This window comes from Asticcacaulis aquihabitans (assembly GCF_032490435.1).
GTDB lineage: Bacteria > Pseudomonadota > Alphaproteobacteria > Caulobacterales > Caulobacteraceae > Asticcacaulis.
This window is the reverse complement of sequence record NZ_JAVGWM010000004.1, coordinates 655,070-670,465: the sequence shown is the minus strand read 5'-3', so window position 1 is coordinate 670,465 and position 15,396 is coordinate 655,070. Positions and strand designations below refer to the sequence as shown.

General features: G+C 59.8%; 8 protein-coding genes. 6 read left to right on the top strand and 2 right to left on the bottom strand.

What is annotated here, in order from left to right:
* The first annotated feature begins 84 nt into the window (after positions 1 to 84).
* From putA to RCJ00_RS17415, 3 genes are all read left to right on the top strand, one after another.
* Complete coding sequence (putA, locus tag RCJ00_RS17425; RefSeq protein WP_316223537.1) at positions 85 to 3,204, top strand: bifunctional proline dehydrogenase/L-glutamate gamma-semialdehyde dehydrogenase PutA; 3,120 nt, start codon at positions 85 to 87, stop codon at positions 3,202 to 3,204.
* 124 nt (positions 3,205 to 3,328) lie between these two features.
* Positions 3,329 to 4,753 carry a glycoside hydrolase family 125 protein gene (locus RCJ00_RS17420; RefSeq protein WP_316223536.1) on the top strand — a complete coding sequence of 475 codons (1,425 nt, stop codon included), beginning with the start codon at positions 3,329 to 3,331 and terminating at the stop codon, positions 4,751 to 4,753.
* Between the two features lie 29 nt (positions 4,754 to 4,782).
* Positions 4,783 to 7,113, top strand: coding sequence for a GH92 family glycosyl hydrolase (locus RCJ00_RS17415; protein WP_316223535.1), 2,331 nt, complete (start codon positions 4,783 to 4,785; stop codon positions 7,111 to 7,113).
* Here RCJ00_RS17415 and RCJ00_RS17410 read toward each other — a convergent pair.
* On the bottom strand, positions 7,101 to 7,913 hold the full coding sequence (locus RCJ00_RS17410) for a LytR/AlgR family response regulator transcription factor (RefSeq protein ID WP_316223534.1): 813 nt from the start codon (positions 7,911 to 7,913) through the stop codon (positions 7,101 to 7,103). The genes RCJ00_RS17415 and RCJ00_RS17410 overlap by 13 nt on opposite strands.
* 122 nt (positions 7,914 to 8,035) lie before the next feature.
* Between RCJ00_RS17410 and RCJ00_RS17405 the strand changes: the two genes are divergently transcribed.
* Together RCJ00_RS17405 and RCJ00_RS17400 are read left to right on the top strand one after the other, a co-directional pair.
* Positions 8,036 to 9,121, top strand: a complete 1,086-nt coding sequence (locus tag RCJ00_RS17405) for a cupin-like domain-containing protein (RefSeq protein WP_316223532.1) — start codon at positions 8,036 to 8,038, stop codon at positions 9,119 to 9,121.
* A gap of 62 nt (positions 9,122 to 9,183) precedes the next feature.
* Complete coding sequence (locus tag RCJ00_RS17400) at positions 9,184 to 10,887, top strand: tetratricopeptide repeat-containing sulfotransferase family protein (protein WP_316223531.1); 1,704 nt, start codon at positions 9,184 to 9,186, stop codon at positions 10,885 to 10,887.
* Between the two features lie 163 nt (positions 10,888 to 11,050).
* On the opposite strand, the gene RCJ00_RS17395 is transcribed toward RCJ00_RS17400, so the two are convergent.
* Positions 11,051 to 13,720: a TonB-dependent receptor gene (locus tag RCJ00_RS17395; RefSeq protein WP_316223529.1), complete on the bottom strand. Its 2,670-nt coding sequence runs from the start codon at positions 13,718 to 13,720 to the stop codon at positions 11,051 to 11,053.
* Between the two features lie 386 nt (positions 13,721 to 14,106).
* On the opposite strand from RCJ00_RS17395, the gene RCJ00_RS17390 reads away from it, so the two are divergent.
* The gene (locus RCJ00_RS17390) at positions 14,107 to 15,393 is read left to right on the top strand and encodes a sugar MFS transporter (RefSeq protein WP_316223527.1); all 1,287 of its coding nucleotides are present in this window, start codon (positions 14,107 to 14,109) and stop codon (positions 15,391 to 15,393) included.
* The last annotated feature ends 3 nt before the right edge of the window (positions 15,394 to 15,396 follow it).

Genomic DNA, 15,396 nt, shown 5'->3' with positions numbered 1-15,396 from the left:
GCAAACGTGATAGCCTGCGGCAAAAATAGTCTATCTTTCGAGGCTCTGCAGTAGTATCGATTGCAACAAAAATAGGAGCTTGCCATGCCGGATTCCGCCCCTGCCTTGCGCGCATATGTCTTCGATTGGGATAGCCTCGACAGTCATAAATATATCAGCGACGCGGCCATATGCGCAGCCCTCCTTCAGGCCAATCCGCTTGATGACCAGACGCGCGCTGTGGTGCGGGCAGAAGCCGAATCGCTGGTGCGAGCCACACGCAAGGCCGCCCAGCGTCAGGGCGTGGTTGAAAGCTTCCTCAAGGAATTTTCGCTCGGCACCGCTGAGGGCCTGGCGCTCATGTGCCTGGCCGAAGCGTTGCTGCGGACACCGGATGAGGCGACCCGCGACCAATTGATCGCCGAAAAGATCGCCTCGGCCGACTGGGCCTCACATCTGGGGCAATCGGACAACTGGTTCGTTAATGCCTCGACCTGGGGCCTGATGCTGACTGGCAAGATCATCGACGTTGAAGATAAGGCCAAGTCGGATGTCGGCGGCTATATCACCGGCCTGGCGGCGCGGCTGGGCGAGCCCGTTATCCGCCGGGCCGTCGCCCAGGCCATCCGCATCATGGGCGAGCAGTTCGTCCTTGGCCGCACCATCGAAGCGGCATTGAAGCGGTCGAAAAAGGATGGCTATCTCTGTTCGTTCGACATGTTGGGCGAAGGCGCGCGCACGGAAGCCGATGCGGTCCGCTACGCCAAGGCCTACGAAGACGCTATCGTCGCCCTGTCGAAGGTCGCCAGCCGGGGACCGGAAGCCGACCATGGTATTTCGGTAAAGCTGTCGGCCCTCTATTCCCGCTATGAAGCCGCCCGGATAGATGACGTCATGGCGGACCTGTATCCCCGCCTCAAGCCACTGGCTATCCTGGCCGCCCGAGCCAATATCAATTTCACCCTGGATGCCGAAGAAACCGATCGCCTGGCCCTGTCGCTGAAAGTGCTCGACCGGCTGTGCCATGAACCGGAACTGGGCGCGTGGAAAGGATTGGGCCTGGCGGTCCAAGCCTATCAGAAGCGCTGCCCCGACGTAATCGCCGCCCTGCGCGTGCTGGCGGAAAAGAGCGGCCGCCGCCTGATGGTCCGGCTGGTCAAGGGCGCCTATTGGGATACGGAAATCAAGCGCGCCCAGGTTATGGGCCGCGAGGACTATCCCGTCCATACCACCAAGGCGGCGACCGACCTGAGCTACCTGGTCTGCGCCAAGGCCTTGATCGACGCCGCGCCCCACATCTATTCGCAATTCGCCACGCACAATGCCCATTCGCTGGCGGCCGTGCGCCGCATGGCCAATGCCGCCGGCGTCACGGTCGAGTTCCAGCGCCTGCATGGCATGGGCGAGCAGCTTTATGCCCAGGCCGCGGAACAGTTCGAGGCTTTTCCCCTGCGGGCCTATGCGCCGGTCGGCGGTCATGAAGACCTGCTGCCGTACCTCGTTCGTCGCCTGCTGGAAAACGGTGCCAATTCGTCCTTCGTCAATGCCTTGCTGGATGAAAAAATCGAACCGAAAGACGTCATCTCCGATCCCGTCGACAAGGTGCGCGCCCATCCCGACCGCCACGCGCGCCTGCCGCTACCGCGCGACCTGTATGGCGACCGGCTGAACAGCTTTGGTCCCGATGTCAGCATTGCCGCAGTTCGTGACCGCCTGCGCCACGTTGTCCATGCGCTTGACGGCGACCGTAAGGACGCCAACGCCTTGATCGGCGGCAAGCCGCATTCCACCTATGCCGCGCATATATTCGCGCCGGCGGACATCACCCGCATCGTTGGGGATGTCCACGAAGCAGACCCGGTCATGATCAAAGAGGCCTTCGCGCGCGCCCAGGCGGCGCAACCGGCGTGGAACGACGCCGGGGGCGACGGTCGCGCAACGGTTTTGGAGGCCATGGCCGACGCGCTGGAAAGCAAGCACGACAAGCTGTGCGCCGTCATGGTGCGCGAAGCCGGAAAAACCTGGCCCGACGCCATCGCCGAAGTGCGCGAGGCCGCCGATTTTTGTCGCTATTACGCCAAACTGGCGCGTGAGCAGTTTTCGGCGCCAACCACCCTGACCGGCCCGGTCGGCGAACGCAATGCCCACCTCCTGCACGGTCGCGGCGTTTTCGTCTGTATTTCACCATGGAACTTCCCGCTGGCCATCTTCACCGGCCAGATCGCCGCCGCTCTCGCGGCGGGAAACGCCGTCCTGGCCAAACCGGCCGAGCAGACGCCCTTGATCGCCCAAAAGGCGGTCAAGCTGTTCTACGGCGCCGGCCTGCATCCCGACCTTCTGGCCCTGCTGCCGGGCGATGGCGCGACAATCGGTGCAGCGCTGGTGGCCTATCCCGGCATAGCGGGTGTCGCCTTTACCGGTGGTACCGACACCGCGCGACGTATCAATCTGACCCTGGCGCAAAAGGAGGGACCGATCGTGCCCTTCGTCGCCGAAACCGGCGGCTTGAACGGGATGTTTGTTGACACCACCGCGCTCAAGGAACAAGTCGTTGACGATGTCATCGCCTCGGCCTTCGGATCGGCCGGTCAGCGCTGTTCCGCCCTGCGTCTGCTGTTCCTGCCCCATGAATTGGCCGATAGCTATATCGAAACGCTGAAAGGTGCCATGGACATGCTGACCATCGGCGACCCCGCCGACTTCACCACCGACATCGGACCGGTGATCGACGCGGATGCCAAGGCCATCCTCCAGCTTCATCTCGAAACCCTGCAAGACCAGGGCAAGATCCTCCATCGCACACCGATACCGGAGAGCCTGAACGGGCACTTCTTCGCACCGACCCTGGCAGAACTGACATCGCCCACCGAGCTGGAACGCGAAGTCTTCGGGCCAATTCTGCATGTCATCCGCTACGACTCGCAAAATCCCGATGAGATGACGAAGGCTTTGGCTGGGCGCGGTTACGGCCTGACCTTGGGCGTACATTCGCGCCTGGAAGCCTTTGCCGAAAAGATCATGCATGCCGTCCCGGCGGGCAATGTCTATGTCAACCGCACCGTCATAGGTGCGGTGGTCGGCGTTCAACCCTTCGGCGGCGAAGGCCTGTCCGGCACGGGTCCAAAGGCGGGCGGCCCGCTGGCCTTGACGCGCTTCGCTTCGGAACGGGCGATCAGCATCAACATCACGGCCCAGGGGGGCGATCCGGCGCTGCTGAATTTATAGCTCCAGCTTCGGTGCATATACTGGCCACACGCGCGCCTCACGCCACACCTTAAGCGGGCATAGACTTTACGCCCTGATCGTCCTTTGCCACAATGAGGCAACGGGACAAAAACGGGACGGCATCATGCTCAACAAGCGGGAACTCTTGCTAATGCTCGGCGCCATGGCCATGGCCGGTCAGGCTCGAGCCCAAACCACCGCCCAAACCGTCGCCAGAGTCGGCCGTCCGCCAGTGGCCGAACGCCGCTTTACCAGCCCCGCCATCGAGCAGGTCATTACCCAGACCAAGAAGAAGCTGAAGGACAAGTCGCTGGCCGATCTGTTCGAAAATTGCTTCCCCAATACGCTGGACACCACGGTCACGACCTCGGTCGTCAACGGAAAGCCCGATACCTTTATCATCACCGGCGATATCGACGCCATGTGGTTGCGCGATTCCTCCGCCCAGGTTTGGCCCTACCTGCCCTATGCCGCCAAGGACAAGGCGCTGACCACCCTGTTTCGCGGGCTGATTGGGCGTCAGGCGCGCTGCATCCTGCTTGATCCCTACGCCAACGCCTTTATGCGTGACCCGACAGCCATGACCAATCTGGGATGGTCGGCGTCCGACGATACCGAGATGAAGCCTGGTGTCGCCGAACGGAAGTGGGAACTCGACGGCCTATGCTATCCGGTGCGTCTGGCGCATGGCTACTGGAAGACAACGGGCGACACGGCGCCATTCGACGACGAATGGCGTCAGGCCATGCGCACCGTTGTGCACACCTTCCGGGTTCAGCAGCGCAAGACCGATCCGGGTCCTTACCGGTTCCTGCGCAATGCGACCGCGTCCACCGAAATGATGCCGCTGAATGGCTACGGCGCGCCTACGAAAAAGGTCGGGCTGATCCATTCCGGTTTCCGTCCCTCGGATGACGCGTGCGTTCTGCCCTTCCTGATCCCGTCCAATTTGTTTGCCGTCGTGTCGCTGAGGCACCTGGCCGAAATGGCCGGGCCACTCGGATTCGATAGCGGCTTTCGCGCCGAATGCACGGGCTTGGCTGAGGAAATCGGCACGGCGCTGGCGCAATATGGCCGCCACCGCTTGCCCGACAACACCATCGTCTGGGCCTATGAAGCCGATGGCTTTGGCAATACCCTCTTCATGGACGACGCCAATACGCCGGGCTTGCTCGGCCTGCCTTATCTGGGCGCGTGCGAGAAGGAGGATACTCTGTATCAAGCCACCCGCGCGGCGGTGTGGAGCGATGCCAATCCCTACTTCTTTGTCGGTGCGGCAGGCGAAGGCATTGGCGGACCACATATCGGCATGAACATGATCTGGCCAATGTCGATCATTATGCGTGCCCTGACCAGCGATGACGAGGTTGAAATCGCCCAGAGCCTGAAAACCCTCCAGGCGACGACCGCCGGCACCGGCTTTATTCACGAAAGCTTCGACAAGGACGATCCCGCCAAGTTTACGCGGCCCTGGTTCGCATGGGCCAATACACTTTTCGGCGAACTGGTGCTGGACATCGTGCGGCGCAAGCCTAAACTCGTCGTATAGCGTTCTGTATGCGTGTTGGGGGGAAGCCTATGCTGTCGCGTCGTTCTTTGCTGGCGTCCGTCGCTGCGTCTGGCCTGGCGGCAGGCTTGCCCCGCCTGGCATCAGCCCAGGACGCGACTGCGGTGCCGGGAGGCAATATCCGGTTTGTCGATCCGATGATCGGCACGGGCGGCCACGGTCACGTCTATCCCGGCGCCAGTGTGCCCTTTGGCATGATCCAGTTGTCACCCGACACCGATAATGCGCGCTGGGACGCCTGCTCGGGCTATTATTACGACGACAAGACCCTGCTTGGGTTCTCGCACTCCCACCTGTCCGGCACCGGCGCCAGCGACATGCTGGATCTGTTGGTCGTGCCGGTACTGGGCGAGGTCCGCATCAAGCCCGGCACCCTGGCCGATCCGCAAGGCAGCTATCGCACTCGCATGAGTCATGAGGCGGAAACCGCCACCCCCGGCTATTACAGCATTGTGCTCCCCGAAACCGGCATAAAGGCGGAACTCACAGCGTCGGCGCGGTCAGGCCTGCATCGCTACACCTTTCCGGCCGGAGACGCGCACCTTCTGATTGACTGGGCGCACGGCTTTCGTAATTACGACGGCAGCGCGACGCGGCTGATATCCTCGTCGATCAAGCTGCTCGACGCACACACACTGGTGGGATCGCGCGTCGTACGCCAGTGGGCACAGGGACGCGTCATCCATTTTGCTCTGCGCCTGTCGCAACCGGCCGATTCGATGACCTTCTACAAGGACGAGACGGAAATCACCGGCGCCACTGCCTATGACGGGACATCTCTGAAGGTCGCACTGCATTTCGGCAAGGACCTGAGCGGACCGTTGCTGGTTAAGGCCGCCCTCTCCGCCGTCGATGTCGACGGGGCCTTGGCCAATCTGGATTCGGATGGCTTGGGCTTCCGCTTCGATGAAACGGTGGCGGAGGCACGCGCGGCCTGGGACAGCGCCATCGGCGGCATAACCCTCGAAACGGACGATACGCAAAAGCGCCAGATTTTTTATACCGCGCTCTACCATACCCATCTCGCCCCGACCCTGTTCAGCGATTCCGACGGGCGTTATCGCGGCATGGACAAGCAGGTCCACCAATTGCCACCGGACCGGTTCAACTACAGCACCTATTCGCTGTGGGACACCTACCGCGCCCTGCATCCGCTCATGACCCTTATCGCGCCCCAACGCGCCATGGCGTTCGCCGAAAACCTGATCGAACAAGGCGAGCAAAGCCCGTCGGGCCCGGTCATCTGGCCGTTGCAGGGCGTAGAAACCTTCTGCATGATCGGCTGGCATTCCGCAGTGGTGATCGCCGAAGCGCTGCACAAGGGCCTGTTCGGCGATCGGACGTCGACGGTGGCCAAGCGCGCCTGGACGCTCTATCGCAAGCTCGCCTTCGACCGCAGTACGCCCGGGCTCAACGCCTATCGTACGCTGGGCTATATCCCGTGCGATCTGGAAGGCGAGTCGGTGTCGAAGACGTTGGAATACGCCTATGACGACTGGGCTATGGCCCATATGGCCCAGGCCGCCGGCGCCTACATGGACTCCGCCCTGCTACGCGAACGCTCACGCACCTACCGTCAGGTATTCGACAAGGCAACGCAATTCTGCCGGCCGCGCCTGACCAATGGTCAATGGGCCACGCCGTTCGATCCGCGCAGCATGGGGTATAATTCGAAGCGGTGGTGGGACTATACGGAAAGCAATTCGTGGCAGGCGACCTTCCTCAATCAGCATGACATCTATGGGCATATAGAGCTCTTCGGCGGTGACGCGGCGTTTGAGGCCAAGCTCGATGCCCTGTTCAACGCCTCCTCGGACCTGCCCTCCGATGCACCGCCTGACATGACCGGCATGATCGGCCAATATGTGCACGGCAACGAACCCAGTCATCACATCGCCTATCTGTACGCCTATGCCGGAGCGCATCATAAAACTCAGGCCCGCATTCATGACATCCTGAGAACCCAGTACCGTGACGATCCGGACGGCATGGCGGGAAATGAGGACTGCGGCCAGATGAGCGCGTGGTATATCCTGTCGGCGCTGGGTTTCTATCCGGTCGACCCGGTCAGCGGCGTCTATGTGTTCGGCTCTCCCCTCTTCCCGAAGGCAGACATCACGCTGGGCAATGGCCGACAACTGACTATCCTGGCGGATGGTGCCGGCGACGACAAACCCTATATCGACAGTGTATCGTGGCGCGGCGTACCGCAGACGCGGTCATGGATCGGTCACGCCGATCTGATGCAGGGCGGCGTCCTGCATTTTGTCATGTCGGATAAGCCCAATCTCGCCTTCGGCCGCGCCCCCACCGACCGGCCGCCGTCGTTTCAATACAGCTGATCGCGAAACCGGCGGCTGCCGGTCAATTCGCGGCCGTCATTCAGCGTAACGCGCAGATCGCCCGACGCCGTGCTGGACACCTGGCGCATATGGTGGCGATTGAGCAGTCGCGAGCGGTGGATACGTGCAAAGCCGTAGGGTGACAACCGCTTGTCATAGGCTGCCAGCGTGTCACGCACCAGCAGGGGCGGACCTGACGCCAGGTGCAGTTCGACATAATTGCCTGCCGCCTCCGCATAGACGATTTCGGCGGGTGACAGGTAGACGGTTCGGCCATCGGTGCGAATTTCAATACGGTCCGGCAGAAGGGCTGGCATAGACTGCGTCAACCGCTCATTGACCCAGCAGAAGCCCATGACCACCAGGACGGTCAAGGCATCTTTGCGACCTTCATAGATCAGCTCAAGCACCAGATGGCCCTGCGCGAAATTATAGGTCTGATGGACAAGACCGTACCCCACGGCTCGGATAGTCACCATGGCGGCAATGTGCAGGAGCGAAAACAAAATGCAGGCCCCCGCCTGGATCAGGACGAAGCGCGGCAGGCCGAGACGCCGCCAATGGAAGCGGTGATAGCTGAAATAAAGCGCGGGTGTCAGCAGCATGATGGCCGCATAGCTGGACACCTCCCACAGGACAGGCTCCCACAGCGCCGTTTTTGGGTCCTCAATCGCATGGGACGAAATATTGACCAGGATGACGATCAGCAAAAACAGGGCGATGACGCCATAGAGTGACCAGGGGATGAATCGCTTCGTCCTTGTTCGGTCGCCATCCGTCCCCGATTGATTGCCGGTCATCCCCATTCGCCCCATCGGCGCCGCTGTCAGAGGCTGCGCGCTTGCCCTCAGATTAGCCGCAAGTCGGGTTTCCCGCCAGTTCAATTGTGGAGCCGCCGGCCTATGCGAAAAGGCACTGCGCCTTGACCCCCAAAGGACCGAATGATACCCAGACAGCCACAGGGAGTTCGGATTTTATGTGGCTGGATGACGCGCCCAAGGTGGCGGTTTTTGAAAATGTCGATCGCCATCGCTTCGAAACCGCGATCCTGCCTGGCCAGCGTCCGGCCATCCTGAAGGGGGCCGCCCGCCATTGGCCGACGGTCGCCGAAGCCGCCAAGGGCCCGGACGCCCTCTGCGACTATTTCAAGGCCCGCGCCAACGACCGCAAGGTCATGCTGCTATCGGCCAAACCGGAAATCGAAGGCCGTTACAGTTTCAGCGACGACCTGCGTGGTTTCAACCACCAGCAACGGCAGTTGCCCTTCGCCACCATCGCCGATCTGCTGTTACGCGACAGTGAGGACGACACCGCACCCTGCCATTATGCCGGCGGGGTGCCGGTCCAGCAGGTCATGCCGGACGTGGCGGCGGAAAACACGCTCGACCTCATGCCGGAAGACAGGCCGCGCATGATTTCGTTATGGATAGGCAATCGGACACGCACCGCGGCTCACTGGGACCTGCCGCAAAACCTCGCCTGCGTCGTGGCCGGACGGCGACGGTTTACCCTCTTTCCCATAGACCAGATCGAGAACCTCTACATCACGCCCCTCGATCTCACCCTGGCCGGACAGCCAACCAGCCTGGTCGATTTCCATGCGCCTGATTTCGCGCAGTTTCCTAAATTCCGTGATGCCATGCGCCATGCCGAGGTTGCCGACCTTGCACCGGGTGATGTGCTTTACGTGCCCAGTCTCTATTTCCATCATGTCGAATCGCTGGACAGCTTCGGCGCCATGATCAACTTCTGGTGGCGAGAAGGTCCCAACTATCTGGCACGCACGACACCGCTTACGACCCTGATGCACGGGCTTATGACGCTGCGCGACCTGCCGCGTGAGGAGCGCCTGCGCTGGCGGACCTTATTCGATCACTATCTCTTCGAACCAGACCCGTCCGTGGCTCATATTCCACCCCACGCCCGCGGCCTGTTCGGCGCGATGACACCCGAAATTGAGAGGCAATTGCGGGCCTATGTGATGCAAACCCTTACCGATAAACGGTAAGCTTGTTGAAAGACAAGAATCGGCCACATCTTCCACGTTAGTAAAAGTTTGGAAGTGATCTCTTGACCGCATCCCCGCATCCCCTTGTGCTCAAAGGCCGACAGGCGTTTCAGGCCGGCGATGTCTCAGGTGCGCTTTCCATATGCAGCATGCGGCTGAACGAAGCCCCCGACGACGGGCACGCCCTGGAACTGAAATCGGTCATACAGGCGGCGCGCGGCGATGAGCGCGGTGCAGAGGCCACGATGCGGCAGGCTATCCAATACGACCCCGCCTCGCCCTGGGCCCTCAACGACCTGACGCTCCTGCTGCACAACCAGGGGCACCGTGCCGCGGCAGAAGCCGCCGCCCGCGAGGCCGTCATCAATCTGCCGGACGATCCGCAGGCACATTTGCAACTGGCCGTCATTTTGGGCGAGAAGGACGATCTACCGGCGGCTGAATTTCACAATCGCCGCGCCCTGGACCTCGCCGGTCCGCATCCGCAGATTTTCGTCAATCTCGGCCTGACCTTGTACAATCAGGGCCGCATTGAGGAGGCTCTGCCGGTTTTACTGGAAGCGCACCGGCTGCAACCGGAGTCAGCGCAAATCATGGCGCATATCTCGCGCGCCTTCGAAGCCAAGCGCGACATGGCCGATGCCTTCATATGGCTGGAGCGGGCCGAAGCCCTCGGCCGCAGGACCGGCGAGGACTTCACCTTGCTGCGCGCGCTCTATCTCAGCCATGCCGACCAGCCGAAACAGGCGCTTGAGCTCATCGAATCTCAGGGCACATTGGCCGGCCCGGCCATGCTTGATCGCGCCCGACTGCTCGACAAACTTGGCCGCCACGAAGAGGCCATGCACGGCTTCGTCACCGCCAAGGCTCGGCTGGCCGACGATATGGGTCTGCGCTACGACGCGCCGAAGGTGGCGGCGGAATTTGCAGCCATGAAGCAATTTTTTACCGCCGGGACAATGCAGCGCCTGCCACGGGCGCGACGTCGCGAAGACGTGGCGCAACCGATTTTTATTCTCGGATTTCCGCGGTCCGGCACGACTATGATCGAACAGATGCTCGACGCGCACCCCGACGTCAGTGCAGGCGGTGAATTGCCGTTCGTGCATGAATGGCGTGCACTGACCGAAGATCTCCTTCCCGGTGGCGCGCCCTTTCCCCAGCGTCTGGCGCAGGCCGAAATTTTTGATTACCATCATATCGCTGGGGTCATGCGCGATTATTATCTGGGGCGGGCCGAAACCTACGGCCTGACGCGCGATACGTTATTTTTCACCGACAAGATGCCACTGAATGACGTGTATCTCCCGCTTATTCGTCTGGCCTTTCCTCAGGCGACGATTATTCGCATGGTGCGCCACCCGCTCGACGTCGCCCTGTCCATGCTGTCGCATAACCTGACCCACGGTTATAATGCCGGTTACAAGATCGAGACCATTATCGAACACATGGTGGCCATGCACGAACTCAACACGCATTATGATGCCGTCCTGGGCCAACCGGCCGTGACTCTGAGATACGAGGATTTCGTTGCCGACCAGAAGGGCTACACCTTGCGCGTCCTTGGTCAGACGGGGCTAGGCTTTCATGAAGCCACCCTGCGCTTCCATACCAATCCGCGCCATGCGCCGACGCCTTCCTATGCCCAGGTGTCGAAACCACTCAACAGCCGGTCGGTCAATCGCTGGAAGCCCTATGAGCGCTTTTTCAAGCCTTTCCTGCCGCAGATCGGCCCGGTCATCGAAGCGCTGGGATATCAGGTTTAGCGCCCATTTTTCTTGTCTTTGGTCTTCAAGGTGAGAAGACTTGGGCATGCCTACCCAAATATGGATCGAGGTATTTGGCAGTAGGATGATCAGCGTCTAAACGGCCATCCCACCACCGGAAGATATGGCCGGAACGGGCATGGATGCCGGTTCCGGTTAAACATCAATATTTGAGACGCGCGCCGACGTAGAACGACTGACCGTTGTCATAAACGGCGCGCGGAATGCTGGGATTGCCGACGAAATATCTGAGCTTTTCGTGCAGCAAATTCTGAGCATCGAGAGTCAAGGCGACGTGTTCGGTCACGTTATAGCTGAACGATCCGTCGAGCGTCCCGAAGTCATCCTGCCACATGGGTGTGGCGCGGTCGGTGCCTGACTTGAACTTCGAACGATAGTTATAGGCCAGACGCGCACTGAGCTTATCGTTTTCATAGTACCCAGTCAGATTGGCCGTATTCTTCGAATTTCCGTCGACCGGTTGATCATTGCGATCTTTTGTATCGACATAGGTGTAGTTGAAGATGAAGCCAAAGCCTGTGTCGGCAATCGGCTGCTGGATGCTGAATTCATAGCCAAGCCCTTTGGCCTTGCCGCCGTTGGCCGGGCCTGAGAGCTGGAAGATATGACCTTGCGGCGTTTGCTGCGTCGTGAAGAACTGCTGGAAGGTTTCCGTTGTGATGTAGTTGGAAATATCCAGTTCGAACACGCCGAAGGATACCAGGGCCTGGGGGGCGTAGTACCATTCGGCGCCCAGGTTATATTGCCAGGCGCGATACGGATCGAGGTTCGGGTTGCCACCGGCGGTGCCCGTGAAGTTGCTATCGACCAGCGAAACCGAGCTGGCCAGTTGGGCATAGCCCGGTCGCGTCATTACCTTGGCAGCGCCAGCCCGGATTAACAGGTTGTCCGAAGCCGTATAAGTCAGGTTTGCACTGGGCAGGTAGTCCCAGTATTCCTTTTCTGTAACGATCCGGCCCCAGCCGACGACCGGCGAGAAGACGTTGAAGACTTCCTTGACCGGCGCATTGGCAGACCATTGGGTGGATATCGTCTGGGTCTTGACGGCGCGCAGGCCGATATTGCCGCGCCAATTGTCACCCGCCAGTTTGGTCATGGCGTAGAGTGCCGTGGTCTTTTCCTTCACGCCGAACGAGAGCGGCGGGTAGAACGCAAATTGACGTCCACCATTGTGCGTGTCGAGGTAGTCGTAGACCGATGCGCCGTCGGCGTAGGAATAGCCGGGAATGGAACCGCCGAGATCGCTGCCGTAATCCGATGGCGTGACGCCGCCCTTGAACACGGTACCAAGGCCAATAGCGGTCGAACCGCTGTTCGCGCCATTACCGGCCCAGGCATAGGCCAGATAGTTGAGCGTGCGGGTGTGATCGGTCGTGCGTGCGCCAAACAGGACCTGTTTGAAGATTCCGCTATTGATATCGTAAGCGAAGTCAAGCTTGACATAGGCTTCTTTGTCCGGCGACGAAATCTTGCCGCCCCAGGACCAGCTATACTTATTATTCAGATAGGCCGCCGATGTCGGATCGGACGGCAGGCCGGGGAAACTGACCTGCGTGGTGGGCGTGCCCAGCGCGAATGTGGCGCCGACATTGTCCCAATAGGTTTCCCAGGCTGCGGTATCGTCGGTGACCCCCTCGCCCGCCGTGTAGCCGACTTGCGCCTTCATGTTTAGACGATCCGTGAGCTGGTAGGCAACGTCGAGGTTAAGGTTCCACGACTTGGAATGCGCCTTACGGAAGATATCGTCCTGAACGATCGAGCCGCCTGCCGACGTCGCCGCAGCCGCCGTCCAACTGGCCGATGTCACATAGGTACCATCCGTCGTGTAGGTCGTTGGCGTCTGGCCAGCCAGCTTCGATCCCCACAACATGAAGTTATGGTTTTCATTGTTGGCTTCCAGGTAGGTATAGAGGCCCGAAAAATCGATTTCGAGACGATCCGACTTCCACTGCATCATGAAGTTGCCGCCTTTGCGGGCGCGCTCCTGAGTGAAGTAGGCCGAACCGATAAGCGATGGCACGAGCAGCGTCTTGCCCGAGCCAGCAAAGTTGGCCTGAGGTGTGTAACCTAGAATTTCCTGGCCATCGCGGCGGAAGGTGCGCTTTTCATAGAAGGCACCGATTAGTATGCCGAAATCGCGCGCTTCATTGCGCCAGCTGTACATGCCCGATACGTTGGGTTGCCACTTATCCGGCAGAGTCGCGTACATGCCCTGAGCGGATGCGGCGAACGTATTGGCCTTCAGGTCGAGCGGCTTGCGCACATGTACATCGACAGTTCCGCCGATGCCGCCTTCGGGAATTTCCGCAGAGGACGATTTGATGACTTCGATGGTACCAACGACTTCGGACGGCAGCATGGTGTAGTTGAAGGACCGGCCGCCTGCGGTCTGGTCGAGGACGAACCAATCACCCGTCGCCATGTTGTGACCATCCATGAGTGTCAGGTTGAGCGTCGGATCGGTGCCACGAATCGAAATGTGCTCATTTTCACCGAAGCCGCCAGCATTGGCCGAGCCCGTGACCACGTTCACCCCTGTAGCGCGCGACAATGAGTCGGCGACGTTCTTGTCGGGGAACTTTCCGATGTCTTCGGCTGTAATGACTTCCGAAACGCGGTCGGCATTTCGCTTCTGTTTCAAAGCGGACTGCAACGAGCGACGAATACCGGTGACAATGACGGTCTGGGTATTGTCAGCCGGTGCGGCGGCATCCTGGGCGTGAGCAACGCCGGCAGATAGCCCCAAGGACAAGCCGCCCATCGCGAAACTGGCAACGGCGCTTGTCATGAGAATATGACGCTTGAATTTCATTGAGGTAGCTTCCCTATTATATGTGCCGTCTGCGGCGAAGACGGGCTCAATATGTTTGGTGCCGCTTTATGGACTTCGGAGGGCAAGCGAAACGTACCACTTAGGTACCAAGAGGTACCAACCACATGCCTTTCACACCAAATTGCTATCTTTGGTACCCCAAAAGTGTCAACATAAATGTGTCACATACTTAATTGGGCTCAATTTGAGATAGAAATGTTACAATTATATCGCAGTTATTGTGTGATAATTTCCATGGATTGATATAATCTCCTGCTTTTATGGCGCTTTGGCGATTTTTTTCCGACTCTTACGAACTTCGATTGCTTTTTGGATTTAGTTGAGCCATACCACTTAAAGAAATTGGTATTATAGGGGAACACGCCATGCCGGATGCCGCCGCATCACCTTCCAAAACGCCGTGGGGGGCTGTGCTCCTCTTCTGCATGCTTTTCTTCATCTTCGGTTTCGTGACCTGGCTGAACGGCCCCCTGATTACTTTTGTCAAACTGGCCTTCAACCTGACCGACGTCGAAGCCTTCCTGGTGCCTTCGGTCTTTTATCTCTCCTACTTTTTTCTGGCCCTGCCGGCGGCCTTTATCCTGCGGGCTACGGGTCTCAAGCGGGGCATGGCGCTGGGCCTGTTCATCATGGGACTAGGCGCGGCCGGATTCGGCCAGTTCGCCACCATGCGAATCTTCCCCGGCGCCCTGACGAGCCTCTTCATTATTGGTGCTGGGGTCTCGCTGCTGCAAACCGCCTCGAACCCCTATATTTCCGTCCTCGGCCCCATCGAATCGGGCGCCCAGCGCATCGCGGTCATGGGTATATTTAACAAGTTTGCCGGTTTCCTGGCACCCATTCTCGTTGGGACCTTCATCCTGCATGGCCTGGGTCAGTTCGAAGCCGACGTGAACGCGGCCGCCAATCCTGCCGCCAAGGAAGCCATTCTCAACGCCTTCGCCGCCCGGATTCATACGCCCTACATGTTGATGGCCGCCCTGATGGCTGTGCTCGCCGTCTTCACCTGGTTTTCGCCCTTGCCCGCCCTCGGTGACGATTCCAATCCCGATTCCGGCAAGGGCTCGCGGTTTGCCTATATCCAGATGCTCTTCGGTTTCCTGGCCATCTTTTTCTATGTCGGCGCCGAAGTCATGGCGGGCGACGCCATCACGACCTATGCCAACGGTTTTGGCCTGCCGCTGGAAATGACCAAGTACTTTACGTCGGGCACCCTGGTCGCCATGCTGGTCGGCTATGTCGTCGGCCTGATTTCGATCCCACGCTTCATCAGTCAGGAAAAATACCTCAACCTGTCCGCCATTCTGGGTATTGTCCTGACATTGGCGGCCTTCCTGACCAAGGGATACGTGTCCGTTGCCTTCGTCGCATTGCTTGGTTTCGCCAATGCCATGATGTGGCCAGCCATCTTCCCACTGGGCATCCGTGGCCTGGGCAAGCTGACTGAATTCGGTGGCGCCCTGCTGGTCATGGGTATCGCTGGCGGCGCCGTCATTCCTCAGTTGTTCGCGCACCTCAAGGAAGTTTATCCGTTCCAGCTCGTTTTCATGGGCCTGATGGTGGTGTGCTACGCCTACATCCTATTCTTCAGCCTGTTCGCCACGGCCGCGGGCAAGAAAACCCTCACCGGACCGGTGCCGTCGGACGTCTGAAAA

Bases quoted from the DNA above. Each gene is read 5' to 3' on its own strand.
- putA (WP_316223537.1), top strand. From the start codon at position 85: ATGCCGGATTCCGCCCCTGCCTTGCGCGCATATGTCTTCGATTGGGAT.
- RCJ00_RS17420 (WP_316223536.1), top strand. From the start codon at position 3,329: ATGCTCAACAAGCGGGAACTCTTGCTAATGCTCGGCGCCATGGCCATG.
- RCJ00_RS17415 (WP_316223535.1), top strand. From the start codon at position 4,783: ATGCTGTCGCGTCGTTCTTTGCTGGCGTCCGTCGCTGCGTCTGGCCTG.
- RCJ00_RS17410 (WP_316223534.1), bottom strand. From the start codon at position 7,913: ATGACCGGCAATCAATCGGGGACGGATGGCGACCGAACAAGGACGAAG.
- RCJ00_RS17395 (WP_316223529.1), bottom strand. From the start codon at position 13,720: ATGAAATTCAAGCGTCATATTCTCATGACAAGCGCCGTTGCCAGTTTC.
- RCJ00_RS17390 (WP_316223527.1), top strand. From the start codon at position 14,107: ATGCCGGATGCCGCCGCATCACCTTCCAAAACGCCGTGGGGGGCTGTG.